Origin of the sequence: Arthrobacter sp. SX1312, assembly GCF_002929295.1 — a bacterium.
In the GTDB taxonomy this organism is placed as follows: Bacteria; Actinomycetota; Actinomycetes; order Actinomycetales; family Micrococcaceae; genus Arthrobacter_D.
Genome location: NZ_PJIM01000003.1, coordinates 517,240 through 540,532, shown reverse-complemented (window position 1 = coordinate 540,532; position 23,293 = coordinate 517,240). Strand labels below are relative to the sequence as shown.

At 68.7% G+C, this 23,293-nt stretch carries 25 protein-coding genes and 1 riboswitch; of the genes, 7 read left to right on the top strand and 18 right to left on the bottom strand.

Annotation, left to right across the window (positions count from 1 at the left end; all coding sequences use genetic code 11):
• Window positions 1-59: 59 nt before the first annotated feature.
• A complete protein-coding gene (locus CXQ92_RS15645; RefSeq protein WP_104168661.1) occupies window positions 60-638 on the top strand; it encodes a TetR/AcrR family transcriptional regulator in 579 nt (192 codons plus the stop codon).
• Here CXQ92_RS15645 and CXQ92_RS15640 read toward each other — a convergent pair.
• The gene (locus CXQ92_RS15640) at window positions 635-928 is read right to left on the bottom strand and encodes a GNAT family N-acetyltransferase (protein ID WP_104168660.1); all 294 of its coding nucleotides are present in this window, start codon (window positions 926-928) and stop codon (window positions 635-637) included. The two genes, CXQ92_RS15645 and CXQ92_RS15640, sit on opposite strands and share 4 nt — an antisense overlap.
• Before the next feature lie 124 nt (window positions 929-1,052).
• Here CXQ92_RS15640 and CXQ92_RS15635 point away from each other — a divergent pair, with 124 nt between their 5' ends.
• Complete coding sequence (locus CXQ92_RS15635) at window positions 1,053-1,811, top strand: SDR family NAD(P)-dependent oxidoreductase (protein WP_104168659.1); 759 nt, start codon at window positions 1,053-1,055, stop codon at window positions 1,809-1,811.
• 165 nt (window positions 1,812-1,976) lie between these two features.
• Here the strand turns inward: CXQ92_RS15635 and CXQ92_RS15630 are convergent, their stop codons facing one another.
• Both CXQ92_RS15630 and CXQ92_RS15625 read right to left on the bottom strand, forming a co-directional pair.
• On the bottom strand, window positions 1,977-2,195 hold the full coding sequence (locus CXQ92_RS15630; RefSeq protein ID WP_104168658.1) for a hypothetical protein: 219 nt from the start codon (window positions 2,193-2,195) through the stop codon (window positions 1,977-1,979).
• Window positions 2,192-2,812, bottom strand: coding sequence for a helix-turn-helix domain-containing protein (locus CXQ92_RS15625; RefSeq protein ID WP_104168657.1), 621 nt, complete (start codon window positions 2,810-2,812; stop codon window positions 2,192-2,194). Before CXQ92_RS15625 ends, CXQ92_RS15630 begins: the two co-directional genes overlap by 4 nt.
• 221 nt (window positions 2,813-3,033) lie before the next feature.
• Window positions 3,034-3,146, top strand: a riboswitch (SAM riboswitch).
• A gap of 36 nt (window positions 3,147-3,182) precedes the next feature.
• Here CXQ92_RS15625 and CXQ92_RS15620 point away from each other — a divergent pair.
• From CXQ92_RS15620 to CXQ92_RS18465, 3 genes are all read left to right on the top strand, one after another.
• Window positions 3,183-4,571 carry an LLM class flavin-dependent oxidoreductase gene (locus CXQ92_RS15620; protein ID WP_104168656.1) on the top strand — a complete coding sequence of 463 codons (1,389 nt, stop codon included), beginning with the start codon at window positions 3,183-3,185 and terminating at the stop codon, window positions 4,569-4,571.
• A 299-nt stretch (window positions 4,572-4,870) separates the two neighbouring features.
• Entirely contained in the window at window positions 4,871-5,524 is a 654-nt protein-coding gene (locus tag CXQ92_RS15615; RefSeq protein WP_104168655.1) for an SDR family oxidoreductase, read from the top strand.
• A 200-nt stretch (window positions 5,525-5,724) separates the two neighbouring features.
• Window positions 5,725-5,868: a hypothetical protein gene (locus CXQ92_RS18465; RefSeq protein WP_219815743.1), complete on the top strand. Its 144-nt coding sequence runs from the start codon at window positions 5,725-5,727 to the stop codon at window positions 5,866-5,868.
• A gap of 33 nt (window positions 5,869-5,901) precedes the next feature.
• Here the strand turns inward: CXQ92_RS18465 and CXQ92_RS15605 are convergent, their stop codons facing one another.
• The 9 genes from CXQ92_RS15605 to CXQ92_RS15565 form a co-directional block, all read right to left on the bottom strand.
• Complete coding sequence (locus tag CXQ92_RS15605; protein ID WP_104168653.1) at window positions 5,902-7,578, bottom strand: HNH endonuclease signature motif containing protein; 1,677 nt, start codon at window positions 7,576-7,578, stop codon at window positions 5,902-5,904.
• 294 nt (window positions 7,579-7,872) lie between these two features.
• Window positions 7,873-8,418: a heme-degrading domain-containing protein gene (locus CXQ92_RS15600; RefSeq protein WP_104168652.1), complete on the bottom strand. Its 546-nt coding sequence runs from the start codon at window positions 8,416-8,418 to the stop codon at window positions 7,873-7,875.
• A 144-nt stretch (window positions 8,419-8,562) separates the two neighbouring features.
• Complete coding sequence (locus CXQ92_RS15595) at window positions 8,563-9,564, bottom strand: M10 family metallopeptidase domain-containing protein (protein WP_258069992.1); 1,002 nt, start codon at window positions 9,562-9,564, stop codon at window positions 8,563-8,565.
• 146 nt (window positions 9,565-9,710) lie between these two features.
• Entirely contained in the window at window positions 9,711-10,073 is a 363-nt protein-coding gene (locus tag CXQ92_RS15590) for a hypothetical protein (RefSeq protein WP_104168650.1), read from the bottom strand.
• Window positions 10,074-10,095: 22 nt separating this feature from the next.
• Complete coding sequence (locus CXQ92_RS15585) at window positions 10,096-10,818, bottom strand: SDR family NAD(P)-dependent oxidoreductase (RefSeq protein WP_104168649.1); 723 nt, start codon at window positions 10,816-10,818, stop codon at window positions 10,096-10,098.
• Entirely contained in the window at window positions 10,815-11,579 is a 765-nt protein-coding gene (locus tag CXQ92_RS15580; RefSeq protein WP_104168648.1) for an SDR family NAD(P)-dependent oxidoreductase, read from the bottom strand. The genes CXQ92_RS15585 and CXQ92_RS15580 overlap by 4 nt, the downstream gene beginning before the upstream one ends.
• Window positions 11,566-12,954 (bottom strand): MFS transporter, encoded by a 1,389-nt coding sequence (locus tag CXQ92_RS15575; protein WP_104168647.1) that lies wholly within the window; start codon window positions 12,952-12,954, stop codon window positions 11,566-11,568. The genes CXQ92_RS15580 and CXQ92_RS15575 overlap by 14 nt, the downstream gene beginning before the upstream one ends.
• Window positions 12,954-13,841 (bottom strand): polysaccharide deacetylase, encoded by an 888-nt coding sequence (locus tag CXQ92_RS15570; protein ID WP_104168646.1) that lies wholly within the window; start codon window positions 13,839-13,841, stop codon window positions 12,954-12,956. Before CXQ92_RS15570 ends, CXQ92_RS15575 begins: the two co-directional genes overlap by 1 nt.
• A gap of 44 nt (window positions 13,842-13,885) precedes the next feature.
• Window positions 13,886-14,908: an asparaginase gene (locus CXQ92_RS15565; protein WP_104168645.1), complete on the bottom strand. Its 1,023-nt coding sequence runs from the start codon at window positions 14,906-14,908 to the stop codon at window positions 13,886-13,888.
• Window positions 14,909-15,129: 221 nt separating this feature from the next.
• Between CXQ92_RS15565 and CXQ92_RS15560 the strand changes: the two genes are divergently transcribed.
• Window positions 15,130-16,194: a LacI family DNA-binding transcriptional regulator gene (locus CXQ92_RS15560; protein ID WP_104168644.1), complete on the top strand. Its 1,065-nt coding sequence runs from the start codon at window positions 15,130-15,132 to the stop codon at window positions 16,192-16,194.
• A gap of 15 nt (window positions 16,195-16,209) precedes the next feature.
• Here CXQ92_RS15560 and CXQ92_RS15555 read toward each other — a convergent pair whose 3' ends face one another.
• Genes CXQ92_RS15555 through pxpA form a run of 5 tightly spaced genes read right to left on the bottom strand, consistent with a single transcriptional unit; the run spans window position 16,210 to window position 20,434 of the window.
• On the bottom strand, window positions 16,210-17,172 hold the full coding sequence (locus tag CXQ92_RS15555) for a biotin-dependent carboxyltransferase family protein (protein ID WP_104168643.1): 963 nt from the start codon (window positions 17,170-17,172) through the stop codon (window positions 16,210-16,212).
• Window positions 17,162-18,064: an allophanate hydrolase subunit 1 gene (locus tag CXQ92_RS15550; protein ID WP_104168642.1), complete on the bottom strand. Its 903-nt coding sequence runs from the start codon at window positions 18,062-18,064 to the stop codon at window positions 17,162-17,164. Before CXQ92_RS15550 ends, CXQ92_RS15555 begins: the two co-directional genes overlap by 11 nt.
• The gene (locus tag CXQ92_RS15545; RefSeq protein WP_104168641.1) at window positions 18,061-19,416 is read right to left on the bottom strand and encodes an acetyl/propionyl/methylcrotonyl-CoA carboxylase subunit alpha; all 1,356 of its coding nucleotides are present in this window, start codon (window positions 19,414-19,416) and stop codon (window positions 18,061-18,063) included. The genes CXQ92_RS15550 and CXQ92_RS15545 overlap by 4 nt, the downstream gene beginning before the upstream one ends.
• A 3-nt stretch (window positions 19,417-19,419) precedes the next feature.
• Complete coding sequence (locus CXQ92_RS15540; protein ID WP_104168640.1) at window positions 19,420-19,659, bottom strand: acetyl-CoA carboxylase; 240 nt, start codon at window positions 19,657-19,659, stop codon at window positions 19,420-19,422.
• A 31-nt stretch (window positions 19,660-19,690) separates the two neighbouring features.
• Window positions 19,691-20,434: a 5-oxoprolinase subunit PxpA gene (pxpA, locus tag CXQ92_RS15535; RefSeq protein ID WP_258069991.1), complete on the bottom strand. Its 744-nt coding sequence runs from the start codon at window positions 20,432-20,434 to the stop codon at window positions 19,691-19,693.
• Window positions 20,435-20,527: 93 nt separating this feature from the next.
• On the opposite strand from pxpA, the gene CXQ92_RS15530 reads away from it, so the two are divergent.
• Window positions 20,528-22,054, top strand: a complete 1,527-nt coding sequence (locus tag CXQ92_RS15530; RefSeq protein WP_104168639.1) for a PucR family transcriptional regulator — start codon at window positions 20,528-20,530, stop codon at window positions 22,052-22,054.
• A 115-nt stretch (window positions 22,055-22,169) separates the two neighbouring features.
• On the opposite strand, the gene CXQ92_RS15525 is transcribed toward CXQ92_RS15530, so the two are convergent.
• Window positions 22,170-22,943 carry a glycosidase gene (locus CXQ92_RS15525; RefSeq protein ID WP_104168638.1) on the bottom strand — a complete coding sequence of 258 codons (774 nt, stop codon included), beginning with the start codon at window positions 22,941-22,943 and terminating at the stop codon, window positions 22,170-22,172.
• Between the last annotated feature and the right edge of the window lie 350 nt (window positions 22,944-23,293).

Genomic DNA, 23,293 nt, shown 5'->3' with positions numbered 1-23,293 from the left:
GTTCTCCCTCGGTGGCCAATATAGAGAACGTTCGTTCTCAATTCAAGTAGAATGGATAGATGACGAGCCCCGAGATCCGCAGCCGTATCGTGGAGACCGCCGACGGGCTCTACAACGCGAAGGGCATCCAGGCTGTCGGCATGGACGAGCTGCGCGCCGCCGCGCACGTCTCGCTCAAGAGGCTCTACCAGGAGTTCCCGTCCAAGAGCAGCATCGTGATGGCCGTCCTCGAACGCCGGCACCGGTCCTGGGCCGCGGGGCTCGATGCGCAGGTCCGCGCGGCGGGAAGTCCGAGGGCCCGGCTCCTCGCGATCTTCGACTACCTCGCGCACTGGTTCGGCGAGGACTCCTTCCGCGGCTGCGGCTTCATCAACAGTTTCGCCGAACTCGGTGCCATGAGCCCTGAGGTCGCCGAGTACGCGAGAAAGCACAAGGAGTCGTTCCAGGAGTACGTCGGAGACCTTGCGGAGGCGGCGGGCGCTCCGCCGTACCTGGCGCCGCAGCTGTCGATCCTGGCTGAAGGCGCGCAGACGACGGCGGCGATCGCCGGTTCCTCGGAGGCTGCGGGTCAGGCGCGCCGGGCGGCGGAGGTACTCATCGACGCGGCCCTGCGTGAAGGGATCAGGGGAGCGGCCTAGGCCGTCAGGTCCTGGTAGTCGGGGTTGTCCTCGATGAAGGCCGCCACGAATTCGCACTGCGGAACGACCGTGAGGTGTTGCCCGCGGGCGTCGTCGAGCGCGTACCGGATGAGGGTGCTTCCGATTCCCTGACCCTCGACGCCCTGATCCACGACCGTGTGCGTGAAGGTGATCGCATCGTCGGACAGTTCGTAGGCGGCAGTGCCTACGGGGTTGCCGTGGAGGGTGGCTTCATAGCGGCTCTCGGCCTCGTTGTGGCTGACCTGGACGTCCGTGGAATCGGTGCTCATCCAGTCACCCTTGCATCCGTGATGGCAGGGGTCAACGAACGCGATCAGGTGGTACGCCGTTCGCTTTCCTGCGGAGGAGCAGGCCTCCCTGCTGTGCTGCCGCCCACGATGTACCGTCTGAACCATGACCTCGAACATTCTGGTGACCGGTGCAAGCAGGGGCATCGGCGCGGCCATCGCCCATGATCTCGCAGGGCGTGGACACCGCGTCGCAGTCCACGCCGGTCGTGATGAGCACGCCGCTACCGCTGTGTGCGAAGGGCTTCCAGGGGACGGTCACGTCGTGGTCGTCGGGGATGTCGGCGACCCCGAGGCCTGCCGGCGCATCGTCGACGGGGCCGTGGGCGGACTGGGCGGTCTCGACGTCCTGGTGAACAACGCCGGCATGTTCGTGGCGCACCCCATCGATGCCGTGTCCTTCGAGGACTGGCAGGGAGCATGGCGCCGCACGCTGGATGTGAACCTCCTGGGGCCCGCGAACCTGGCCTGGCTCGTCGCGCGGCACCTCCTGGACCGACCGATGGGGCCTGAAGGTGGACGGCTTGTGAGTGTCGGGTCACGCGGAGCCTACCGGGGTGAACCCGTCACGTCGGCCTACGGCGCGAGCAAGGCGGCACTTCACTCCATGACCCAGTCTCTCGCCGTAGCGCTCGCACCCCACGGAATCCTCGCGGCCGCCGTCGCGCCGGGGTTCGTCGAGACCGACATGGGCAGAACCGTGCTCGACGGTCCGGGCGGCGACGCGGTGCGCGCACAGAGTCCGTTCAACCGCGTCGCGACGCCGGTAGAGGTGGCGCAGACGGTTGCCTGGCTCGCAATCGATGCTCCGCTCTGGGTCAGCGGCACTGTGGTGGACGTCAACGGGGCGTCCTACCTGCGGTAGTCGGCGCGGCGTGTCCAGCCTGCGGGGGCGCCGGGGTGCGTCCTGTCTTCGGTGGTCGCCGAAGTGCGTTTGGAGGAGGCAGTTACCGCCTGCCCGGAAGGCCGTTGTCACCGTGGTGCGGTCCGACGAGGGTGGTCGTCCCGGAGGACGATACCCGCAGCGCGGCTAGAGGAGATGGATGCCGCTGTGGGCGAGGGCTTGCAGGTCGCACCTGCGCTCGAGGTGGCGGTGGAAGAGCTCCCCGTTGGTACCGTCCGCGGAGGCCAGAGACGATCCTGCTGCGATGAAGGCGGTGCCCAGGCGGATGAGCGTCCGGGACGCGAGACCTCCCCGGGGTGGGCCGGCGAGCGCCGGGTAGCCGATGTGAAGGGCTGTGCTGGTCATGACGACTCCTGCAGGTCGATGAGGGGGAAGGCGTTGAAGTGGATCTGGACGGGGCGGGTTGCCGGGGTGCCCGGCTCGGAGCGGTAGGCGTCGAGCTTCTCGCGAAGGATCTCGCTCATGTCGAGGGCGAGGGCGGCGAGTTGGTCCGCCGTCAGGTGGGCGTTCATCGTTGCGATCACGGCTGCGTCCGCCCATTCGGGTGGGATGGACTCGGAGCCACTGGCCATGAAGGTGGCGAGTGCCTCGGATCGGCCGCGTTCGAACTGGCGGTTCACCTGCCGCGCGGCTTCCCGTGTGGTGGGGTCCTGCTCGAGTTCGGGAGTGCTGAGGGTCAGGGACCCCCGGGGCCGTTCCCACCACCGCTCACGGGCGGACCCGCGATCCGCCACCTCCCGGACGAGCCCGTAACGCGCCAGCTGCCGCAGGTGGTAGCTCGTAGCCCCACTCGACTCGCCGATGCGTTTGCTGATGCTGCTCGCGGTCTGCGGTCCGTAGCTGGACAGGACCTCGAGCAGCTGGATCCTGAGGGGGTGAGCGAGGGCCTTGAGTGCTGCCCCGTCGACGACGCGGTCGCCGTCGTTGGCGGGCTGTCTTCCACTGCCGTTGGCTTCATCCATGACATCAGTGTGCCATTGCAAAGAAATATTTGCAATGGTTTCTTTGCACTTCCTGTTGTTCTCTTCGCCCAGTGCGCATTACCGCCGTCGGGCATTCGCCGGACAGGGGATATTCGCGGTGCCGCAGGTGCTAGCCGGGCATCGGGGAGGCTGGACGCGTGACGCCCGGTGACGACGGCGGGTGGACGGCGGCGTCTCGCCCCACTTACGCTCGTGAGCAGAATCAAGAGCTCCAACGCAAAACCCTGGTTCGTTGGACGGCAACCCTCTCGCTGTAGTGGGGTGCCCCAGGTGAGGATTCGGCCGGCACAGGCAGTGCGGGCAAGTATGGCGCTTCCGCCACGGCAGTGCCCCGACATGAGGAATCTTCATGCCCACATCACCGCGCCGTATCCGCTTCAACGCTTTCGACATGAACTGCGTGGGTCATCAGTCGCCGGGGCTGTGGCGCCACCCCGACGACCAGTCGTGGCGCTACAAGGACCTGAGCTACTGGGCCGACCTGGCGAAGACCCTCGAGAAGGGCTTGTTCGACGGCGTCTTCATCGCCGATGTCCTCGGCACGTACGACGTCTACGGCGGGTCCAACGAGGCCACCCTGCGGCAGGGGACGCAGACGCCGGTCAACGACCCGTTCCTGCTCGTCTCCGCGATGGCGCTCGTCACCGAGCACCTCGGGTTCGGCGTCACGGCAGGCACCGCCTACGAGCACCCCTATCCCTTCGCGCGCAGGCTCTCCACGCTGGACCATCTCACCAAGGGGCGGGTCGGCTGGAACGTGGTGACCGGGTATCTTCCTTCTGCCGCACGCAACATGGGCCAGGAGGACCAGCTCGAGCACGATGCGCGCTACGACCACGCGGATGAGTACCTCGAGGTCCTCTACAAGCTGCTCGAGGGGTCCTGGGAGGACGACGCCGTGGTCCGCGATCGCGAGACGGGCGTCTTCACGGATCCGGCCAAGGTCCACGACATCGACCATGACGGCAAGTACTTCAAGGTGCCGGGGATCTATCTCAGCGAGCCGTCACCGCAGCGGACGCCGGTCATCTTCCAGGCCGGCGCGTCCTCCCGTGGCATCGCCTTCGCGGCCGGCAACGCGGAAGCGGTGTTCGTCGCTGCACCCACGAAGGAGCGGCTGAAGGACGTGGTCAGGAAGATCCGGGATGCCGTCGAAGCCGAGGGTCGTGACCGCTACTCGGTGCGGATCTACACGCTGCTCACCGTCATCACGGACGAGACGGAGGAGAAGGCCCAGGCCAAGCACGCCGACTACCAGCAGTACGTCAGCTACGAGGGAGCCCTCGTGCTCGTCTCGGGGTGGCTGGGCGTGGATCTCTCCGTCTACGACCCGGACGAGCCGCTCGGCAACGTCAAGTCCAACGCCATCCAGTCCGCCGTGGCCAACTTCCAGAAGGTGAACGACGACGGCTCGCCGTGGACCGTGCGGGACATCGCCGAGTCGGCGGGGATCGGTGGGCTCGGTCCGCGCATCGTCGGCTCGGGTGTGCAGGTCGCCGATGAACTCCAGGCGTGGGTCGAGGAGACCGACGTCGACGGCTTCAACCTCGCCTATGCAATCACCCCGGGGACTTTCGAGGACATCATCGAGTTCGTCGTGCCGGAGCTGCAGAAGCGTGGTGCGTACCCGACGGAGTACACGGAAGGAACATTGCGGCAGAAGCTGTTCGGGAAGGGCGATCGTCTGCCCGAGGAGCATCGCGGTGCGCGGTACCGACTCCAGACGATCCGCCCCTGACGTGTCAGCCGGGTCTGTCGGGCATCGACCCCTCGGCGGTGCGGTGCTGACGTGTCAGTCGGGTCTGCACGCTCACGCGTCGGCTATTGACGCCTCGCTGGGTCCCGCACCGGCAGTCCGGCCCGTCCGGTCGGACGTGTCAGCAGGGCCCCGAGATGTCCTGAGCATTGGCGCCGGTCCTGGGGAATAGGCCTGCGCTGGCGGCGGAACACCCGCAGGAAGGTGGCCAGCCCGAGGTGCGGGGACTAGCGTCGAAGACAAGGTATCCGACGACCAGTCATTCGACAGAAGGAGTTCCCATGTCACGCGTAGCCATCATCGGTGGGCACGGAAAAGTAGCCCTGCACCTCACGAAGATCCTCACGAGCCAGGGTCACCAGGTCAGTTCGATCTTCCGCAACCAGGACCATGCCGGCGATGTCGAGCAGGCGGGCGCGACCCCCGTGGTCGCTGACGTCTCCGAGTTGTCGGTGGCGCAGATGGCTGATGTCTTCCGTGGCCACGACGCCGTCGTGTGGTCTGCCGGTGCAGGTGGCGCGAGCCCAGAGGCAACGTATGCCGTGGATCGTGACGCGGCGATTCGTTCGATGGACGCTGCCCATGAAGCGTCAGTGGGCCGCTATGTCATGGTGTCCTACCTCGGGGCACGCAAGGACCACGGAGTCCCCGAGGACAACGGCTTCTTCCACTATGCCGAATCGAAGGCTGCGGCCGATGAGCACCTGCGCAACTCGGAACTGGCCTGGACGATCCTCCAGCCCGGAGTTCTCACGACCGATCCGGGAACCGGCATGATCGAGGTGTCTGCCGAGCCGCAGCAGGACTCGGTGGCCCGCGAGGACGTCGCGCTCGTGGCCGCAGTCGTGCTTGGCAACCTCGGCACAGTGGACAAGACCATCCAGTTCAACAGCGGTGAGACGCCGGTAGCGGAGGCCATCGAAGCAGCACTGTAGTCCAGGTCCGCGATGTGAAGGCGACGTCCTGTTGTGGGTGTCGCCTTCTGCATGCCAGGCGACCGTCGCCCTCGGTGTGTCGCGGGGGACGGTCCTGATTCACGAAGGCCGGCACCTGGCACGTGGTAGACGGGGCACCGCACGCGCGACATGCATCCGGTGGACCGGGCGCATCGGGTGCACCGCTCCGAATGAACTTGATGGACCTGACGGACCTGATGGACCTGACGGACCTGACGGACCTGACGGACCTGACGGACCTGACGGACCTGACGGACCTGACGGACCTGACGGACCTGACGGATCGGACGGATCGGACGCACCGGACGCACCGGAAGCGCTGAGCGCATGAGGTGCACCGCTCCCGGGCTTACCGGTCATCCGGTGCTGTGCTCCAAGGAGTCCGTGGTGTGCTCCGAGACGTGCGGGGTCAGCTCGGAGGCATCCTCGACCAGTGCCTCGTCGACGGATTGCCCGGCCTGCCAGTACCTGTTCCGTCGGGCGCTTCGCGGAGGGCCGAGCGTCCGCGGGGCAGTGAACCACGGAATGCCCTGTCGGGACTGAACAGTCCATGCACCCTGATGGATGACGTGGTGATGGCGTGAACACAACAGGACGCCGTTGTCGATGCTCGTCGCGCCGCCCCTGGACCAAGGCTTCAGGTGGTGTGCTTCGCACCAGGCGGCCGGGATGGAGCAGTCAGGGAAGGCGCAGCCCTTGTCCCTCGCAACGAGCGCTCGCCGAAGATGCGGGGGAAACAGCCGTTGCGCCCGTCCGATGTCGAGTACCTGGCCCTTGCCGCCCAGCACCAGCGGGATGATGTCGGCATCGCACGCCAGTTTCCTGATGCTGCCTGCACTCATCTGCCCGGAGAAAACCGCATACCCCGCCCGGTGCGAGGCGCCGATGAGGTCCCTGTGATCGATGGTCACCATGATCTGCGGTCGGTGGCCGCCGGTCGAAGGAAGCGCTGCAGTGCTCAGTGCGACCCTACACGCGGCGACGAGTCCATCCAGGAGGGCCTGAGCCCTCGTTGCCATCCGGGGATCAACGAAACCCGCTCGGCTCTCGTCCGCGTCCCGGTCATCCGATGAATGCCGATCATGAGAGGCGTGTGCCCCCGTGTGTCGAGTGCACGGTACTCCTCGGACGTCCGAAGCCCTCGAGGGCCCCGAAGACCCCGGTCCGCCGCCCGGCGCAGCCGCATCCGTCCGTCCCGATGGGCCACGCGGATTCGCTGCTGAATTCATGACAGTCGCGAGTAGCTCGAACTGCTCATCCGTCGCCCCGATCTCGACGAAATGCAGTCCATGGCGCCGCCCTCGGAAGAAGACGCCTTGCCGCGCACGCAGCACCTTATCCGTCGGCTCCTGCCCGTCCTGATCGAGGACGCCTTCCCACCGACGTGCCAGTACCCGCAGGATGTCTTCGTCGGCCTCCATCGCCTGCCGTGTCAGGTGGTGCTCCATCGACTCGAGGTGCTGAGGTGTGGCGAAGGACTCCACCCGCTGTAATGCTTGAGCGACGACCGTCGCTGCCCGCCCGCTGATGCGGCCCGAGGTCACCGCGGCGCCCAGCGTTGAGAGCCGGGCAGGAACAGGTGCCCCGGTCGGCGAAATGCGGGGGAGTAGGACGTCTGCAAGGCACAGTCGGCGCTTCGCTTCTGCCCGGCTGATGCCCAGCGTGGCACGGAGGAAGTCCGTGCAGTTCCTGAATTCGTTGCCGGGCGATGCGGGCGAGGTGTCGGTGGCAGGACCAGTGAGGACGTTTCCGCTGACCGATTGCTCGGCCCGCGCAAGGAGCGAACCGCCGCCCTGTCGCTCGTCGTCACTGTCAGCAAGGTGGTGATCCTCGGCGAGACGGGCGGCGAGGATCTGCAGGTGGTCCATAATCCTCGAGGCGTGCTCGATCCTCAGAAGGAAGTCCACGGCGTCCTGCCGCGACCGGGTGCCACCTACCTGGCCGATACCGCGGGCGCATTCGGCAAGCGCTGTGCATGCCACGTCCAGGGAATCCGGAGGTGCGGTGAGGCCCTCGACAGGTGCGGTGGTCATGCCTCAATTTTATAGAACGTGCGTACTAATAGCGCGGTGGGGGCGCGAATGTGGAGGAAGAGTCGACCTCACTTATCCACATAGGTAGCAGGTGTGGAATCCCAGCGCCCATCTGTTCCACAGGACCGCAACTCCGCACACCGGCACCCTCGAGGCGCCGTCAAGCCTGTGGGCGCACTCGGAGGCGTCCCGCCGTCGTTCACTTCTCCGAAACCCTGACAGTGCCCTTGAAGGAGCCCCAGCGGATCATTCCGCCCGCGTGATGCGAAACCCGCAGCGGCGTCGGTCCGGTGCCTACAGGCCCGCGGCGGCGTGGAAGGTCCGGAGCGCCTCGACGACGAGCCGGTGGTCCTCCAGCTGCGGCAGGCCGGAGACCGTCACCGTGGCGACCGGGCCGACGCCCTGGATGTACAACGGGAAGGACCCGCCGTGCGCGGCGAAGGTCGTCGTGTCGAACAGGGGATCGTCCTCCACCCGCCCACCATTGCGGCGCCCCCGGAGGCCGACCAGCAGGGAGGGAACGCGGTATCGTTCGGCGGTGCGGCTCTTCGCGTCGAGCCAGTAGTCGTTGTCGGGCGTGGTCCCGTCGAGTGCGGCCCGGAACAGGATGTGGTCCGGCCGTCGGATGCAGACCGCGATCGGCAGGTTGCGACCCGCACCCAACTGGACGATCAGCTGCCCCAGAGCAACGGCGTCGTCGTTCGTGAAGCGGGTGAATTGGAGTTCGTCGACTTCCCTCTCGACCGTGGCGATCAGCGCCTCGAGCGCCTCGGCAGACTGTTCGCTGCCGCCGTCGGGATCGAACGGTAGGACGGCTGTCGGGAGGGCGTCATTGCTCATCTCCTTAATTTACGTCGTCGGCGGGATGTGGCGGACTTTTCCTCTGTTGTTTAGGAATTTTCTTCGGAGTGCGGTGCGAGGCCCGAATGTGCCTCCTGCCGCCGTCGAACACGCCGCGGCGACGGCGTAGGCGCCCGGGCCGCGTCAGAGTCCCGGCGCGCAAGGCCCTGCGCCGAGGAGAGCGAGCCCTGCGAGGTCGCCCTCGCCGAACGAGGCCTGCCCGACATTCTCCGTGTACATCAGCTCGTCGGGGTCGTCCACGTGGTCGAGTCCGACGACGTGCGCGAGCTCGTGCATGATCGTCGCCCTCAGATACGCGCGTCCGTCCGGGTATCCGAGGGATATGGCGGCGTCGGGCGCATCGAGCTGCACCTGCCCGCCCACGTAGACCAGCGGCTGCCCCGGCGCCTGGGCGTAGTCGCTGCCGCCGAGCCCCGCGATGTCCCCGGCGAGTCCCGGGATCTCCTCAGGGCTGGTCCACGTGATCAGCACCGGCACCCAGGTCTTCCCGTACAGCTCCGGCTGGTAGAGGTCGCGCTCTTCGCTGGGAGCCTCGGTGGTGGTGCCGTCGTCGACGAATTGCAGGCCCGTGGCGGCGGACACCGCGGCGACGGCCTCCTGGATGAGTCCCTCCGACCCGGCCGGGGCGTTGTCGGGCCGGACGACGTAGTGCACGGGACGGCAGGGGTCGTAGGCCACCCACTCCTGCTCCTCGACGGGCGAGTCCATCAGCGTGAACGCCGTCGACGACGGCGCCGGCGGCGGCGTCCCGAGCGGCACGCCGTGGGCTTCGACTCCACGGGGCGGCACGTCGGCGCCGGGCAGGTAGGGCAGCGCGACCGGCAGGACGAAGCGGTCGAACAACGACGGCGTCGCGTACAGGGCGGCGATCAGGATCAGGCCCGCTACCGTGCCGAATCGTCGTTTCCGCTTGCGGCCCGATGCGTTGCGCCTCCCGGCCGGCGCACGCTCGTAGGCCGGTGCCCGCTCGTAGGTCGGTGCGCCCCGCCGGGACGGGGGAGTGGACGGCGTGCCGAGGGCGTCGTCGAGCGCCCACCGCGGGATCCTGCCCGACGGCGACCGCTGGACGGCCTTCATCCGAGCGTCGCGGCCCTCGTGGTACCACTCGCGATCCATTGCCCCCATGCGCCCCGCACCTCCCCAGCCGACTGATCCCCGCACCATCCTGCTGTACGGCCGACGCCGGATCAGGGCGAGTGGCGAGTCCTTGGGGAAACCTGAGCGAAGGCTGCCGCTCCGCGAACGGGTAGCGGGCGGTACCGTGGGTCGGCCTACCCCGCAGCGCCGCCGAGGAAGTCGTTCGCTGCCGCCATGCCCTCGCGCAGCACCCGGTCCGCGAGCGGCGACGCGCCGGGCAGACTCCGCGCCACCCGTTCCGCGATGCAGGAGGTCGCGTCCGCTCGCCCGTGGTCCAGCATCGCGAGCCAGAGTTCCCGCACGGTGTCACAGGTGCTCGTCCGTCCCGTGCGCCCTGCGACGATCCACCCTTCTCCGATCACCCGGACGACCGGCCTGCCCGGCAGTCCGTCGACGAGTACATTGACCATCTGGGCCACGAGCAGCAGGTCCCGCATCCGCCGGACCGGGCCGAGGACCGGATCCGCGATGACGGCGCGCCCGCACGCGCCGCACATCAGAGGTCCAGGACGCGAGCCGTCACGGCATCACGTCACCCGAGTTGGGGCCGAGCGTCTGGCCGACGAAGAGGTTCCCGCCCGGATCGCTCGCGAGGAGCAGGGCTGTCGGTGCGACCTCGGCCGGCAGGCCGAACCTCCGCAGCGGCAGCTCCTTGCGCTTCGCGGCCTTCCAGTCCTCGGAGATCGCGTCCACGAGCGGCGTCTCGATCGGCCCCGGGGCGATGCAGTTGGCGAGCACGTTGTCCGCCGAGACCTCGAGGGCGAGCGCCTTGGTCATGCCGATCACGCCTGCCTTCGCTGCGCTGTAATGACCCAGCCCCATGCCGCCCTTGATGCCGAGCTGCGAGGAGATGTTGATGATCCTTCCCCACCGCTGGTGCCGCATGGGACCGACGACCTCCCGGCAGCACAGGAACACGCCGGTGAGGTCCACCGAGATGGTCTCCGTCCACAGCGCGAGCGTCATGTCCTCGAGGGGGGACTCGGTGAGCAGCCCGGCGCTGTTGACCAGGACGTCGATGGTCCCGATCCCGTCGCGTGCCTCCGCGAAGGCCTCCCTCACGCTCTCTTCCCGTGCGACGTCGACCTCGATGATCCCCGGACCTGGGACACGGTCCATCACCACCACCCTGTCCCCCTGGGCGGCGAACGCCTCGGCGATCGCCGCGCCGATGCCGCTGCCACCGCCGGTCACGACGACGGCCCGGGGTCCCGTCCGGCGACCGTCCGGGCCCGCCGTCATGCGCGCATCTTGATGGTGAGGCCGCCGTCGACGACCAGCGACTGTCCGGTGACGTAGCGGGAGGCGTCGGAGGTCAGGAAGCCGATCACGTCCGCGACTTCCTCCGGCCTGCCGACACGACCCCACGGGATGTCCTTGCCCGCCCGTTCGAGGCCCTCGGGACCGAGGGAGTTGACGGGGTCGAGGGACTGCGGTGTCTCGATCAGGCCCGGGATCACCGCATTGGCCCGGATCTCCCGCGGACCCAGCTCCGAGGCGACGCTCCGGATGAGTCCGAGCACGCCCGACTTCGCCGCGGCGTAATGGGCGTGTTCCTCCCATCCGTAGATGCCCCCGGCGATCGAGGACACGGCGACGAGCGCACCGGGTCCCGTCATCCGCTGGGACGCCGACCGGAGCGTCCGGAGCACGCCGGTCAGGTCGACGTCGAGCATCGCGTTCCAGAGGTCGTCCGTCAGGTCGTCGAGCGGGGCGTTCCGCAGGATGCCCGCATTCGCGACGGCGTAGTCGAGGCGCCCGTACTCGTCCAGGGCGCGCTGGGCGAAGGCGTCCACCGATTCGGTGGAGCGCACGTCGACCTCGTGGATGACGGCGTCGCCGCCCGCGGCCCGCACGCCGGAGAGGGTCTCCTCCGGATCGTGCGGGTCGCCGGGGAAGGTGCCGATGACGGTCCGGACGTTCCGGCCCGCGTAGTGGACGGCCAGTGCGCGGCCGATCCCGCTGGCGGCGCCTGTGACGATGGCTACCTCAGACTGCTGCATGCGGTTCCTCGAGGGCGACGGCGGCGACGGGTCGCGCGGCGACCATCAGGACGCCGGAGAGCAGGGTGCCGACGGCTCCCACCCAGAGGGCGGCTGCGCCGGTGCCCGCCTGCGCGGCGACGATCGTGAAGAGCGCGCCGCCGATGATCGTCCCGGGCTGGCTCATGGCGCCGATGAACGCGAGGCCCGTGGCACGGCAGCTCACGGGGTAGCACTCGGCCATGAAGTACTGGATCGCGGCGTAGGGCCCCACCAGGAAGAACAGGCCGGTCCCGTACGTGAGGATGATCAGGAACGGGCTGGACACGAGCGGGCTCAGCATCACGGCGAAGGACAGGCCCGAGATGATCCAGCCCACGATGATGGTCCGCTTGCGGCCCACCTTGTCGCCGATCCAGCCGTGGAACACGTAGCCGAAGTAGGCGAGCAGGTTGATGACGATAAGCATCCAGAAGGCGTCCGACAGTTCCACGCCCTTGGCGTTCGCGAGCACCGAGGTGCCGAGGACGCTGAAGATCGCGATGCCGAAAAAGTTGAGGATCCAGGCGAGCGAGAAGACGATCGTGTTGCGGCGGAACTCGCCCTCCCAGATGCGCTTGAGCGGCGACGTCGAGGAGTGCTCGACGCCGTAGGCGCCCGCCAGCGCGTGGGCTTCGTCGCTCTTGCCCCCCTTCTCCAGTTCGGTGAGGCGCTGGTGCAGCTCGAACTGCGGCGTCTCTTTCAGCTTCTTGCTGATGAGCAGCACGATGATGATCGCAGGGATGGTCGCCATGAGGTACAGCGCGCGCCAGCCCAGGAGCGGCAGGAACACCAGGGCGAGGGCGCTCGCGAGCAGGAAGCCCAGTGGCCAGCCGCCCTGGATGAAGGAGTAGTGGAAGCCGGGACGCTTGCGCTTCCGCTCGTCCTCCGTGACCTGGTAGACCTCGTTCATGTAGGTCGCGTTGACGGCCTGCTCGGAGAAGCCCAGTCCGCCGAAGGACCGCACGAAGACGAGGAGCGAGTTGCTGATGACGCCGAGGCCGGCGGGGATGAAGGCCGTGACGCCCGAGACGATGGCGGTACCGCCGACGGTGAGCATCATCCCCTTCTTGCGGCCGAGCCGGTCGATAACCGGACCGACACCGAAGCACACGATCGCCGTTCCGACGGCGATCCAGGTGTTGACCGCATAAGCCTCCGGTGCCGTCCAGCCGAACTCCTCCTGCATGGCCGGCAGCAGCGTGCCGAACAGCCCGTAGTCGAAGACGGCGACGGTCCAGGCGCACAGGGCGAGGACGGTCGCCGTGCTGGTCTTCTTCTTGGAGAAGACGGGGAACTGCCGTTGCTCGTTCCCGGTCGGCGTCGAGAGATCGACGCCCGCCTCTTTGGTGGACATCAGTTGCCTTCCTTTCGGGGGTTGCGTGCCAGGAACGAATCGGCGATCTGGTCGAAGGTGTGCCAGGTGACGCCCTCGTGGGAGTTGAAGTGCTGGATGAGGCGCTCGAGCATGAGGAGGACCTGCGGGCGGCCCGAGACGTCCGGGTGGATCGTCATGGTGAAGACGGCGGTGTCCATCTCGGCGTAGACCCAGTCGAACTGGTCCCGCCACATCTGCTCGATGTCCCGCGGATTGACGAACCCGTGCGAATTGGGCGCCGCCTTGATGAACATCATCGGAGGGAGGTCGTCGAGGTACCAGTTCGCCGGGATCTCGACGAGGTCGGTCTCCCGCCCCCGGACGAGCGGCTTCATCCAGGCCTCGGCGGGCCGGCTGTAGTCGATCTTCGTCCAGCTGTCCCCGACCCTCACGTAGTAGGGCTCGAAGTCGTTGTGCATGAGGGAGTGGTCGTACTTGATGCCGCGCTCGAGCAGGATCTCGTTGGTGATGGGGGAGAACTCCCACCACGGTGCGACGTAGCCCGTGGGGCGACGTCCCGAGACCTTCTCGATGAGCTCGATGGACCTGTCGAGGATCGCCGTCTCCTGTTCGCGGGTCATGGCGATCGGGTTCTCGTGGGAGTAGCCGTGGACGCCGATCTCGTGCCCTGCGTCGACGATCATCCGGGTGAGATCGGGGAAGGTCTCGAGCGAGTGGCCCGGGACGAACCAGGTGGAGGGGAGGGAGTACTTCTCGAAGAGGCGGAGGATCCGCGGGCCTCCGACGTCTCCGCTGAAGAGTCCGCGGGAGATGTCGCAGGGGGAGTCCTCGCCGCCGTAGGAGCCGAGCATTCCGGCAACTGCATCGACGTCGACGCCGAAGGCGATCTGGATGTCTTTCGTCATGGGTGGGCCTTTCCTGGTGCGGGTGGGTCGAATCGGGGAAACGGTCAGTGGGGCGGAACGGGAGCCAGGAGTGCCGGGTCGCCGCGCCGGCGGATCTGGTGGACCACCTGCTCGGCGGGCAGGCCGAGCGCGAGCAGCGCCTGCAGGAGGGTGCGGGCCTGGGACGGTCGGAGCAAACCGGACGGGACGGCTCCTGCGTCCTCGAGCGTCCTGCCGCCACCTGCTCCGTACACGCCCAGCACCGGTCCGGCGTGGACGCGGGTGCTGGTGACGACGACGACGCCGTCCTGCACGGCATGGCGTACGGCGTCGCTGAGCTCCGCATTGGCGTTACCCAGCCCGGTGGCTTCGAGGACGATCCCGCGGGCGCCGGCGGCGAGTGCCGCGGTGAACAGGGTCGCGTCGGCTCCCGGGTAGCAGGCGACGATGTCCACGCGGCTGCCCGCGCCGGTCGGGGGGATGTCGAGCGCGGCCAGCCGCCGGGGAGCAGCCCCCAGCAGGACCTCTCCGGTGGTCGCGACCGACCCCGCCGACCCCAGGTCGGGATTGCCGAACGCACGGAGCTTCGTCGTCTCGGTCTTCCGCGTCCCGGGAAGGGCGAAGACCTCGCCGTCGAACACGATCAGTGCGCCCCTTCCCCGGGCCTCGGAGGATGCTGCGAGGGTGATCGCGGTGCGCAGGTTCTCCGGGCCGTCCGGCGCCGGGCTGTCGGCCGCGCGCTGCGATCCCGTGAAGACCACCGGTCGCGGGTCGTCGTGGAGGAGGTCGGCGAGGTACGCGGTCTCCTCCATCGTGTCGGTGCCATGGGTGACGACGACCCCGAGCGTCTCCGGTGCTTCGAGTGCGGCGTGGACCGCCTCGCACACCGCGAGCATGTCGTCGAAGGTGAGGAGGTACGAGCCCTTCTGCATGAGGTCCACGACCTGGACGGCGGCGCTCGTGCCCGCCGCGGCGAGGACCGTGCCGCCTGTATCGGCGGCCACGGTCGCGCCGTCCGTGGCGTCGACCCGGGAGGCGATCGTGCCACCCGTTGCCAGGAGCACGACGTGCCCGGTGACTGATTCCATCGGTGCTGCCTCCTTACCCAATCGTTTGGGTGAGAGTTGCGGAAAGCAGAGCGCCCCAGCGGTGACGAGGGTTCTGCAGGTGTGCGACCTCAGTGGAACTGGACGAAACCCAAACGTTTGGGTTGAATGAGGAAAACCATAGGATGTGACCTTGGTCTCGTCAATGGATCGGCTGAGATTTCATGTAGCCGAAACAAATCCGCAGGGCGAAGGGGGAGAACGTGGATTCATCAGGCAGGGGGCGCGCAGCAGTCACCCTGAAGGACCTCGCCGCGGAGCTCGGCATCCATGTCTCGACGGTCTCCCGCGTGCTGCACTCCGATTCGGCGGTGGCGCGCGGGGCGGCGTCGAAGGAGACCGCACGGAAAGTGCGTGACCTGGCACAGCTGAGGGGCTACTCACCCGACCCGCAGGCAACCGGCCTGCGCACCCGGCGCACGCGGGCCATCGGCGTCATCGTGCCCCGCCTCTCGGACATCGTCCTGGCGACCATGTACGAGGGCGTCGAGGAGGCCGCGGCCGAGAGCAACCACTCGACCTTCGTGATGAACTCCCACGACGACCTCGACGAGCAGCGCCGCAAGGCCGAGATCATGCTGGCGCGGCGGGTGGACGGCCTGATCCTCGGCGACGTCCATGCAGGCAGCAGCCTGGTGGACGACCTCGTGAAGCGACACGTGCCCTTCGTCCTCATGAACCGCCGTTACCCGGGGTTCCCCTCCTCCACGTGTGACGACACGGGCGGAGGCAGGCTCGTCGCGGACCACCTGTGGACCACGGGACACCGCTCCGTCGCGATCATCGCGGGCGAGCCCTACGCGAGCACGGGCGTGGACCGCACCGACGGTTTCGTGGAACGCTGGAACGAACTGGGAGGGGACGTGCCCGGGGACCGGATCCTGCCCTCGCGCTTCGACACCGAGGGCGGCCGCCGGGCGGGCGATGAACTGCTGAGCCGACCCGGGGAGCCCCCGACCGCCGTCTTCGCCGTCAACGACTTCGCCGCCATCGGCGCCATGGGCGCGTTCCGCGCCGCGGGGCTCGTCGTCGGCCAGGACATCGCCGTCGTCGGGTTCAACGACACCTCCCTGGCCGCGCAGTTGCCCATCCCGCTCTCGTCGGTGCGCTCGCCGATGCTCGAGATCGGCCGGGAAGCCGTCGGGATGCTCCGGCGAGTCATGGCAGGGGAGGATGTCGCGTCGGTACGCCACCGGCCGGAACTCTTCGTGCGGGAGAGCAGCGCATCGGGCGCCGTCGGGGCGAGGCGGGGCGTGCGGGTCGGCTGACCCGGGCCCTCGACCTCACGCCCAGACGGCGCGCCGCACCTCCGCTGCGTCCGCTCGCGCCGCGAGGGCCTGCTCCATCGTCACGGGCTCGAAATGGGTCAGCGTCCCCGGCGCGCTCCGGGCGACGACGTCCATGTCGGCGCTGATGACCGTCGCGACCATCGCGTACCCGCCGCCCGAGACGGCGTCGCGGTGCAGCACGATCGGCTCCTTGCCGCCCGGCACCTGGATCGATCCGATGGCGTAGCCCGCGTCCACGATGTTCGAGGGGTCGGACCCCGCGCCGAACGGCTGGATGCGCGGCTTCCATTCCAGGTCCGGCCCCGAGTACCGCAGGCCCATGCGGTCCGCCACGGGGGTCAGTTTCCACGCCGCGCTGACGAGCGTCTCCATGCCCTCCGCGGTCAGGCGGTGGTCGTAGAGGCCGGGCAGGATGCGGACCGTCACTTCCTTCGCATGGACGGGGCGCAGGTTCTCGGGAATCACGTCCATGGCGGGCCCGGAGCCGGAGGGGGCGCCGACCGGGACGGTGTCGCCGGCCTTGAGGGCGCGGCCCTGGAAGCCGCCGAGGGCGCCCAGCGTGTAGGTGCTGCGACTCCCGAGGACCACGGGCACGTCGATCCCGCCCTGCACGGCGATGTAGTAGCGCGTCCCGCCGGAGAGCATCCCGAAGGACACCTCGTCGCCCGCGGCCAGCGACAGGCGGCTCCACTCGTCCACCGGCGTCCCGTTCACCCGCACCTCGACGGGCGCACCCGTGACGGCGATGACGGCGTCGGTGTCCGTGGTGAAGCGCGGCCCGAGGTAGGCGCATTCGAGGACGGCATCGTCGGCGGTGTTGCCCACGAGCGCATTCGCCATGGATGCGGACAACTGGTCCATGGCCCCGCCCTGCGGGATGCCCACGTTGTAGTAGCCGAACCGGCCCCGGTCCTGGACCGAGGTCGCGAGGCCGGGTTCGAGGATGTCAAATGCCATTGAGCTTCTCCAGAATGTCCCGGTTGTGCGCGGAGGGGTCGGTCAGGGCCTTCTGCAGGTCGAAGGTCACGGGCGTCTGGCGATAGGTGAAGGTTCCCGCTTCCACCTCCGCCTGGATCGCCGTGTATTCGTCCTCGTCGATCGGCTTGAACTTCACGATGTCACCCGGTCGGAAGAAGATCATGAAGTCCGAGAAGTCGGCGAGCTTCTGGGCAGGATCGAAGATCGGCGCCGCGGCGATACCGAACATCTGATAACCGCCGGCGCCCCTCACCGAGTAGATGCAGGCGAAGCATCCTCCGTGCCCCACCGTCAGTGGCGGGGTGTCGGTGCGTGGGCTGAGGTACTTGGGGACCTCGAGCTGATCCTCGTGCGGGACGATCTGGAACATGAACGGCAGGCCGGCCACGAATCCCACCATCGACACCAGCCACGGCGACTCGTGGTGCTTCCGGATGAACTCCTGCGGCGAGGACAGGCCGTTCTCCTCCGCCGCGAAATCGAGGTCCGTGCCCTCGGGCCGCTGGTGGCCCTTGCGGAAGCGCGCGCCGGTCTCCCGGGTGTAGGGGTCGTCGTACCAGACCGGGATCTCGATGATCCGGGTCTCGAGTGTCTGTTCGCTCAGGTGCGCGACCTCCTCCTCGACCTCCCTCACGAGTGACTCCAGCTCGTCCGGCGGCACCGTGTCGGGATCGAAACGCACCAGCAGGGAGGCGTTGGCGGGGCAGATGTCCACGACGCCGTCGATGGCACGCGCGGCGAGCCGGGCCGCCATCGCGTTCGCCTTGAAGTTGGCGGCGAGGCTCATGCTCTCGGAGATCTCGACGAAGAGGAACTCGTCGCCGCCCCACGTGTAGCGGGCGGCCTCGAGGTGCTGGGGTGCGTGGCTCATGCGTCAGCTCCGAGGAGGTCGGGGGTCGATTCGATGAATTTCGAGTGGTGGGTCACGTCCCGGACCTCGGGCCGGTGGAGGACCGTCGACAGGAGCGGGATCGTGGTCTTGACGCCGTCGATCCTCACCTCCGCCAATGCCCGCGCCGACCGCTGGATGGCTTCGGTGCGGGTCTCGTCCCACACCACGAGCTTGGCGAGCAGGGAGTCGTAGAACGGTGCGACGGCGGATCCTGCGACGACGCCGGAGTCGATCCTCACCCCGGGGCCGCCCGGCCAGTCGAGACGGGACAGGGTGCCGGGGCTGGGCATGAAGCCCTGCGACGGGTCCTCGGCGTTGATGCGGAACTCGAAGGCGTGGCCCCGGAAGGTGATGTCTTCCTGGTCGAGGCGGAGGCGGCCCGTGGCTGCGACCAGCAGCTGCTCCCGGATGAGGTCGATGCCGGTCACCATCTCCGTGACCGGATGCTCCACCTGGAGCCGGGTGTTCATCTCGATGAACGCCGCCTGCTCCCGGTCCGGGTCGTAGAGGAACTCGACGGTTCCCAGGCCGGCATAGCCGCACTGGCGGCCGAGCTCGATGGAGGAGGCGCGGATGGTGTCGCGGACGGCGTCGGGCAGCAGGGGGGCGGGGGCCTCCTCGATGATCTTCTGCTGGCGGCGCTGCAGCGAGCAGTCGCGGTCGCCGAGGTGGATCACGCGTTCGCCGTCGCCGAGGATCTGCACCTCGACGTGGCGTGCGCGGGAGACGAACTGCTCGAGGTACACCGTCGGATCGCCGAACGCCGCCTGGGCCTCGGCGCGGGCGACGTCGAGGGTCTGGACGAGGTCCTCCTCCTGGGTCACCAGCCGGATGCCGCGCCCTCCGCCGCCGGACGACGCCTTGACCACCAGGGGGTAGCCGATCTCCCGTGCGATGGGGAGGGGGTCGACGTCGGGGTCCAGCGCGCCGTCGCTCCCGGGCAGGGTCGGGACGCCGGCGTCCTGGGCGGCCTGCCGTGCGCGGGACTTGTTGCCCATGAGTTCGATGGCGTCGGGGGAGGGGCCCACCCAGGTGATGCCGGCGTCGAGGACGGAGCGGGCGAAGCGCGCGTTCTCGGACAGGAAGCCGTACCCGGGATGGAGCGCGTCGCACCCCGAGGCTTCGGCGGCCGCGAGCACCGCGGCGCCGTCGAGGTAGCTCTTCGCGGCCGGCGCCGGGCCGATCACTTGGACGGAGTCGGCGAGCGACGCCGCGTAGGAATCGGCGTCCGGCTCGCTCGCGGCGAGGACGGTCTCCAGTCCCAGTTCCCGGGCGGCGCGAATGATGCGGACGGCGATCTCCCCGCGGTTCGCGATCAGGACGCGTTCCATCCGCTAGCCCTCGGACACGGTGGCGATGACGTCGCCGGGGTTGACGGTCCCGCCGTCGTCGACGGCGAAGCTCTCCAGTGTGCCCGACGCATCACTGCGGATCTCGGAGAACTGCTTCATGATCTCCACCACCCCGATGGTCTGGCCCGCTTCGATGGCATCGCCCTCGTTCGCGTAGGGGTCCTTGTCCGGACCGGGCTTGCGGTAGAAGATGCCTGGCAGTGGGGAGACGATGTCGGCCACGGGGGTCCTTTCGGGTGGGGTGTCGGGGAGGTCAGAGGGCGTCGAGGGCGGTGCGGACTGCTGTTGCCACCGCGGGGGAGTTGGGTGCGTCCGAGTGGACGCAGATGCTGTCGAACGGGATGGTGAGCAGCGTGCCGTCGGAGGCTTCGACGACGCCGTCCGTCAGGGCGCGCGTGACGCGGCGTGCGGCAGCGTCGGGGTCGGTCGGCTCGGGGCGGCGCTGGATGAGGAGCTCACCGGCCGGCCCGTAGTTGAGGTCCACGTAGAGCTCGGCCACGAAGGGCACCCCGAGTTCCTCGCAGACGGCCTGGTGGGCGGTGCCCGCGATGCCGTAGACGGGGACGTCGAAGAGCCGGGCCACCCGCGCGGCCCCCCTCATGAGGTCGGCGTCCCGGGCCAGCATGCCGTAGAGGGACCCGTGGGGCTTGATGTGGTTGAGGCTCGCGCCTTCCCGCCGCAGGAAGGCGCTGAGCGCACCCACCTGGTAGAGCATCATGTGCTCCACCTCCTGCGGAGAGAGCTTCATCTCCCGCCGCCCGAAGCCCACGAGGTCCGGCAGCCCGGGGTGCGCGCCGATCAGCACGCCCTTCTCGAGGGCCGCAGCGACGGTCTCCGCCATCGTGTCCGGATCTCCCGCGTGGAATCCGCAGGCCACGTTGATGGCGTCGACGGTCTCCAGGAGGGCGGGATCGTTACCGAAGGAGTGGAGGCCGAGGGACTCGCCCATGTCCGAATTGATCATCGGCGTCCCACGCCGGTCTGCAACGTCCGTCATGCGACAACCATAGAGATGGATCGGGTGCCGATATAGTGGGCGTTTGCCCTCCGTTCTCCCCTGTCGGAGGGCCGTTGCACACAGGAGGTCCCCATGATCGTCGCCGATCTGCTGGCGGCGGATGCGCTTCAGCTGCGCCTCCACACCCCGTCGTCCGTGGAGCGGCTGGGCTGGGACATCAGCTGGTGTGCCCCGGCGGAGACCATCGATCCGACGCCGTTCCTCAGCGACAACGTCGTCCTGCTGACCAACGGGATCGGGCTGAACATCGAGGACCAGCGCACCTGGACCGCCTACGTGGAGCGGCTCGTCCGGGTGCGGGTGGCGGCCATCGCCTTCGGGACGGGGACGGCGCACCGGCTCATCCCGCCGGGGCTCGTGCGGGCGGCCACGGCGCTCGACGTGCCGCTGCTGGAGATCCCGCAGTCCGTTCCTTTCCTGCAGGTCCACCGCCACGTGACGAACGTCCTCGAGGTGGAACGCTTCACAGCCGTCAACCGGTCCTGGGAGCTGGCGCAGGAATGCGCGCAGCTCGCCGCGTCCGGCTCCCACCTGCAGGCCGTGCTCGACGCCGCGGCGCTGGCGGCCGTGGGTCAGCTCGCCATCGTCGACGCAGCAGGCGTGGTCATCGCGCGCTCGCCGTCGGCCTCGGTCTGGACCCCGGCCGACCTCGCGGACCTGCCGGGCACCGGGCAGGGCAGCATCCCGCTGCCCATGGGCAGCGGCGATTCGTTCCTGCTGGTCGTGCGGGAGGCGACGTCGGAGCACCCCGTGGCGACGCTGCTCGCACCGGCGGCGTCGATCATCGCCGTGCAGCTGCAGACCGCTCTCCACACCACCACGCACAAGGAACGCGAACTCGAGACCCTGCTGGACCAGGTACCCGACTGGGCGGGGGTCGCCCTGGAGGAGTTCACCGGGACGTTCCGATCCACCGGCCTGGACGTCCACGAGCCCACGCTCGTGCTGGCTGCGACCGCGGGACGCCGCAACCTCTCCAACGCCTGGCGTATCCGCCTCCTGCTGCAGTCCCGGTTCGACGACGTGCGGGTGCAGGTCAGGTCGGGCATCCTCTACGCCTTCGCCCAGAGGCCGCTGGACGGTGCGGACGCGGAGGATGCCGCCACCGGGCTGCTCGCGGCATGTGTGCGGGAGCTGCCCGGCCAGCCCCTCGTGCTCAAGGGGGCCTGCCATACGATCGACGAGCTACGCCTGGGGATCCATCAGGCAGGGACGATGGTCGGGGAGGTCCGCGCGCCCGTCCGCGCTCCGGATCTCGGCATCCGCTCGCTGATCGCCTCCGCGGCATCGTCCGGTGCCCGCGCCGGTGCCCACAAGCTCCTGGCGCCGGTCATCGACTACGACGCCGCGCACTCGGTGGATCTGCTCGGCACGCTGGAGGCGTTCCTCGAGCACGACGCGCAACCGGGACGCACCGCGGGCAAGCTGTTCATCCACCGCAATACGCTGGCCCAGCGCCTCGGGAAGCTCGAGGGTCTGCTCCACCTGTCGCTGACGTCGCTCGAGGGCCAGGCCACCTGCCTCCTGGCGCTGCAGATCCTGCGGTCGGGGACCCTGCCGGCGTCCAGTGCAGCGGCGTCCGTGATCGACCGCCGCTAGCAGCGGCCGAACGCCGCCGACACCCCGGAACGACGGCAGCCGTCACCACCCCGGGACGACGACGGCCCCGCCCGCCACCCGGGGCCAGCGGACGGGGCCACGGGTCGATCCGTACCTAGGAGGTCCGGATGTCCTTCGTGCCGTAGTCGAACCGGAACGTCACCGTGGTGTCGGAGATCAGGTGCAGCTCGTGGTTGGCGCCGTCGCGCGTGCCGAACCGGCCGTAGTTCTCCTCCCATGATCCGTTGACGAGGATCTTGAACTGGTAGGTCCCGGCGGGCAGCTGCAGCGTGTGCAGCCAGAGGTTCTCCGTCGGCTCCCAGGCGAACTGCAGCTCGCGGAGGTCCGTGCTCCAGTGGCCGGCGTCGCCGAACAGCGGGGCGAAGTCGCCGGACAGGGCCACGGACTGCGGCTGGTCCTGCCATGCGAGGTCGGCGGTCGAACCGGCGGTCTCGTCGGTGGGCGACGCTGCGAGCGCCTCGGCGGCGGCAGCCACGAGCTCGGGCGGGGCCTCCTCGGCCACGGCGTCGGGCGAGACCTCGAGGGTCGGGGGGACGTCGGGCGGCGTCGGATCCTCGATCGGGGACGCCTGCGCCTGCTCACCCAGCTGCTCGGGCGCCTGGGGAGCGTGGACGACGGCCTCGACCTGCTCCGGCACGGGAGCGCCACTGATCATCGCGTTGACGAACTGCTCCGGATCGGCGAAGGCCGCGACGGCGCGGACGCCCTCGTCGGTGGCGGTCCAGCCGCTGCGGCCCTTGACGAGCCAGCCGGCCTTCACGAGCTTCGACGTCGCCGTCGTCAGCGCCTTGAACCCGCGGGGGACACCGCCGGCGAGGAGCTCCGCTTCCTTGTCATCGAACGGTACTTCCGCGACGGCCTTGGCCATCAGCTCGCTGGGCGCGACGACGGAGCCGGACGCCTGGTGGTCGGCTAGCAGGGCGAGGGTGGTGCGCAGACGGGCATTGGTGCGGTTGCGGGGGGCGATGACGATCTCCTTCGTGGTGTTCCTGCAGCTGACTGCCGGTCATCGTGACCGGTCGCCCGCGCTCATGGCGGGTGGGATCCGGGCGGGATTCTTACAAGAGGCAGGGTACGTGGTTCGGGGTCCGATGACGACAGCACCCTGATTTTATCGTCAGGACGGCGCTTCTTCGTGCAGGCAGGCGCCGTCATCTTCCCTCATCCGACCGACCGGTGCGCTCGAGACATGCTTGCCGGCCCGGTCCCCAGAGTAGG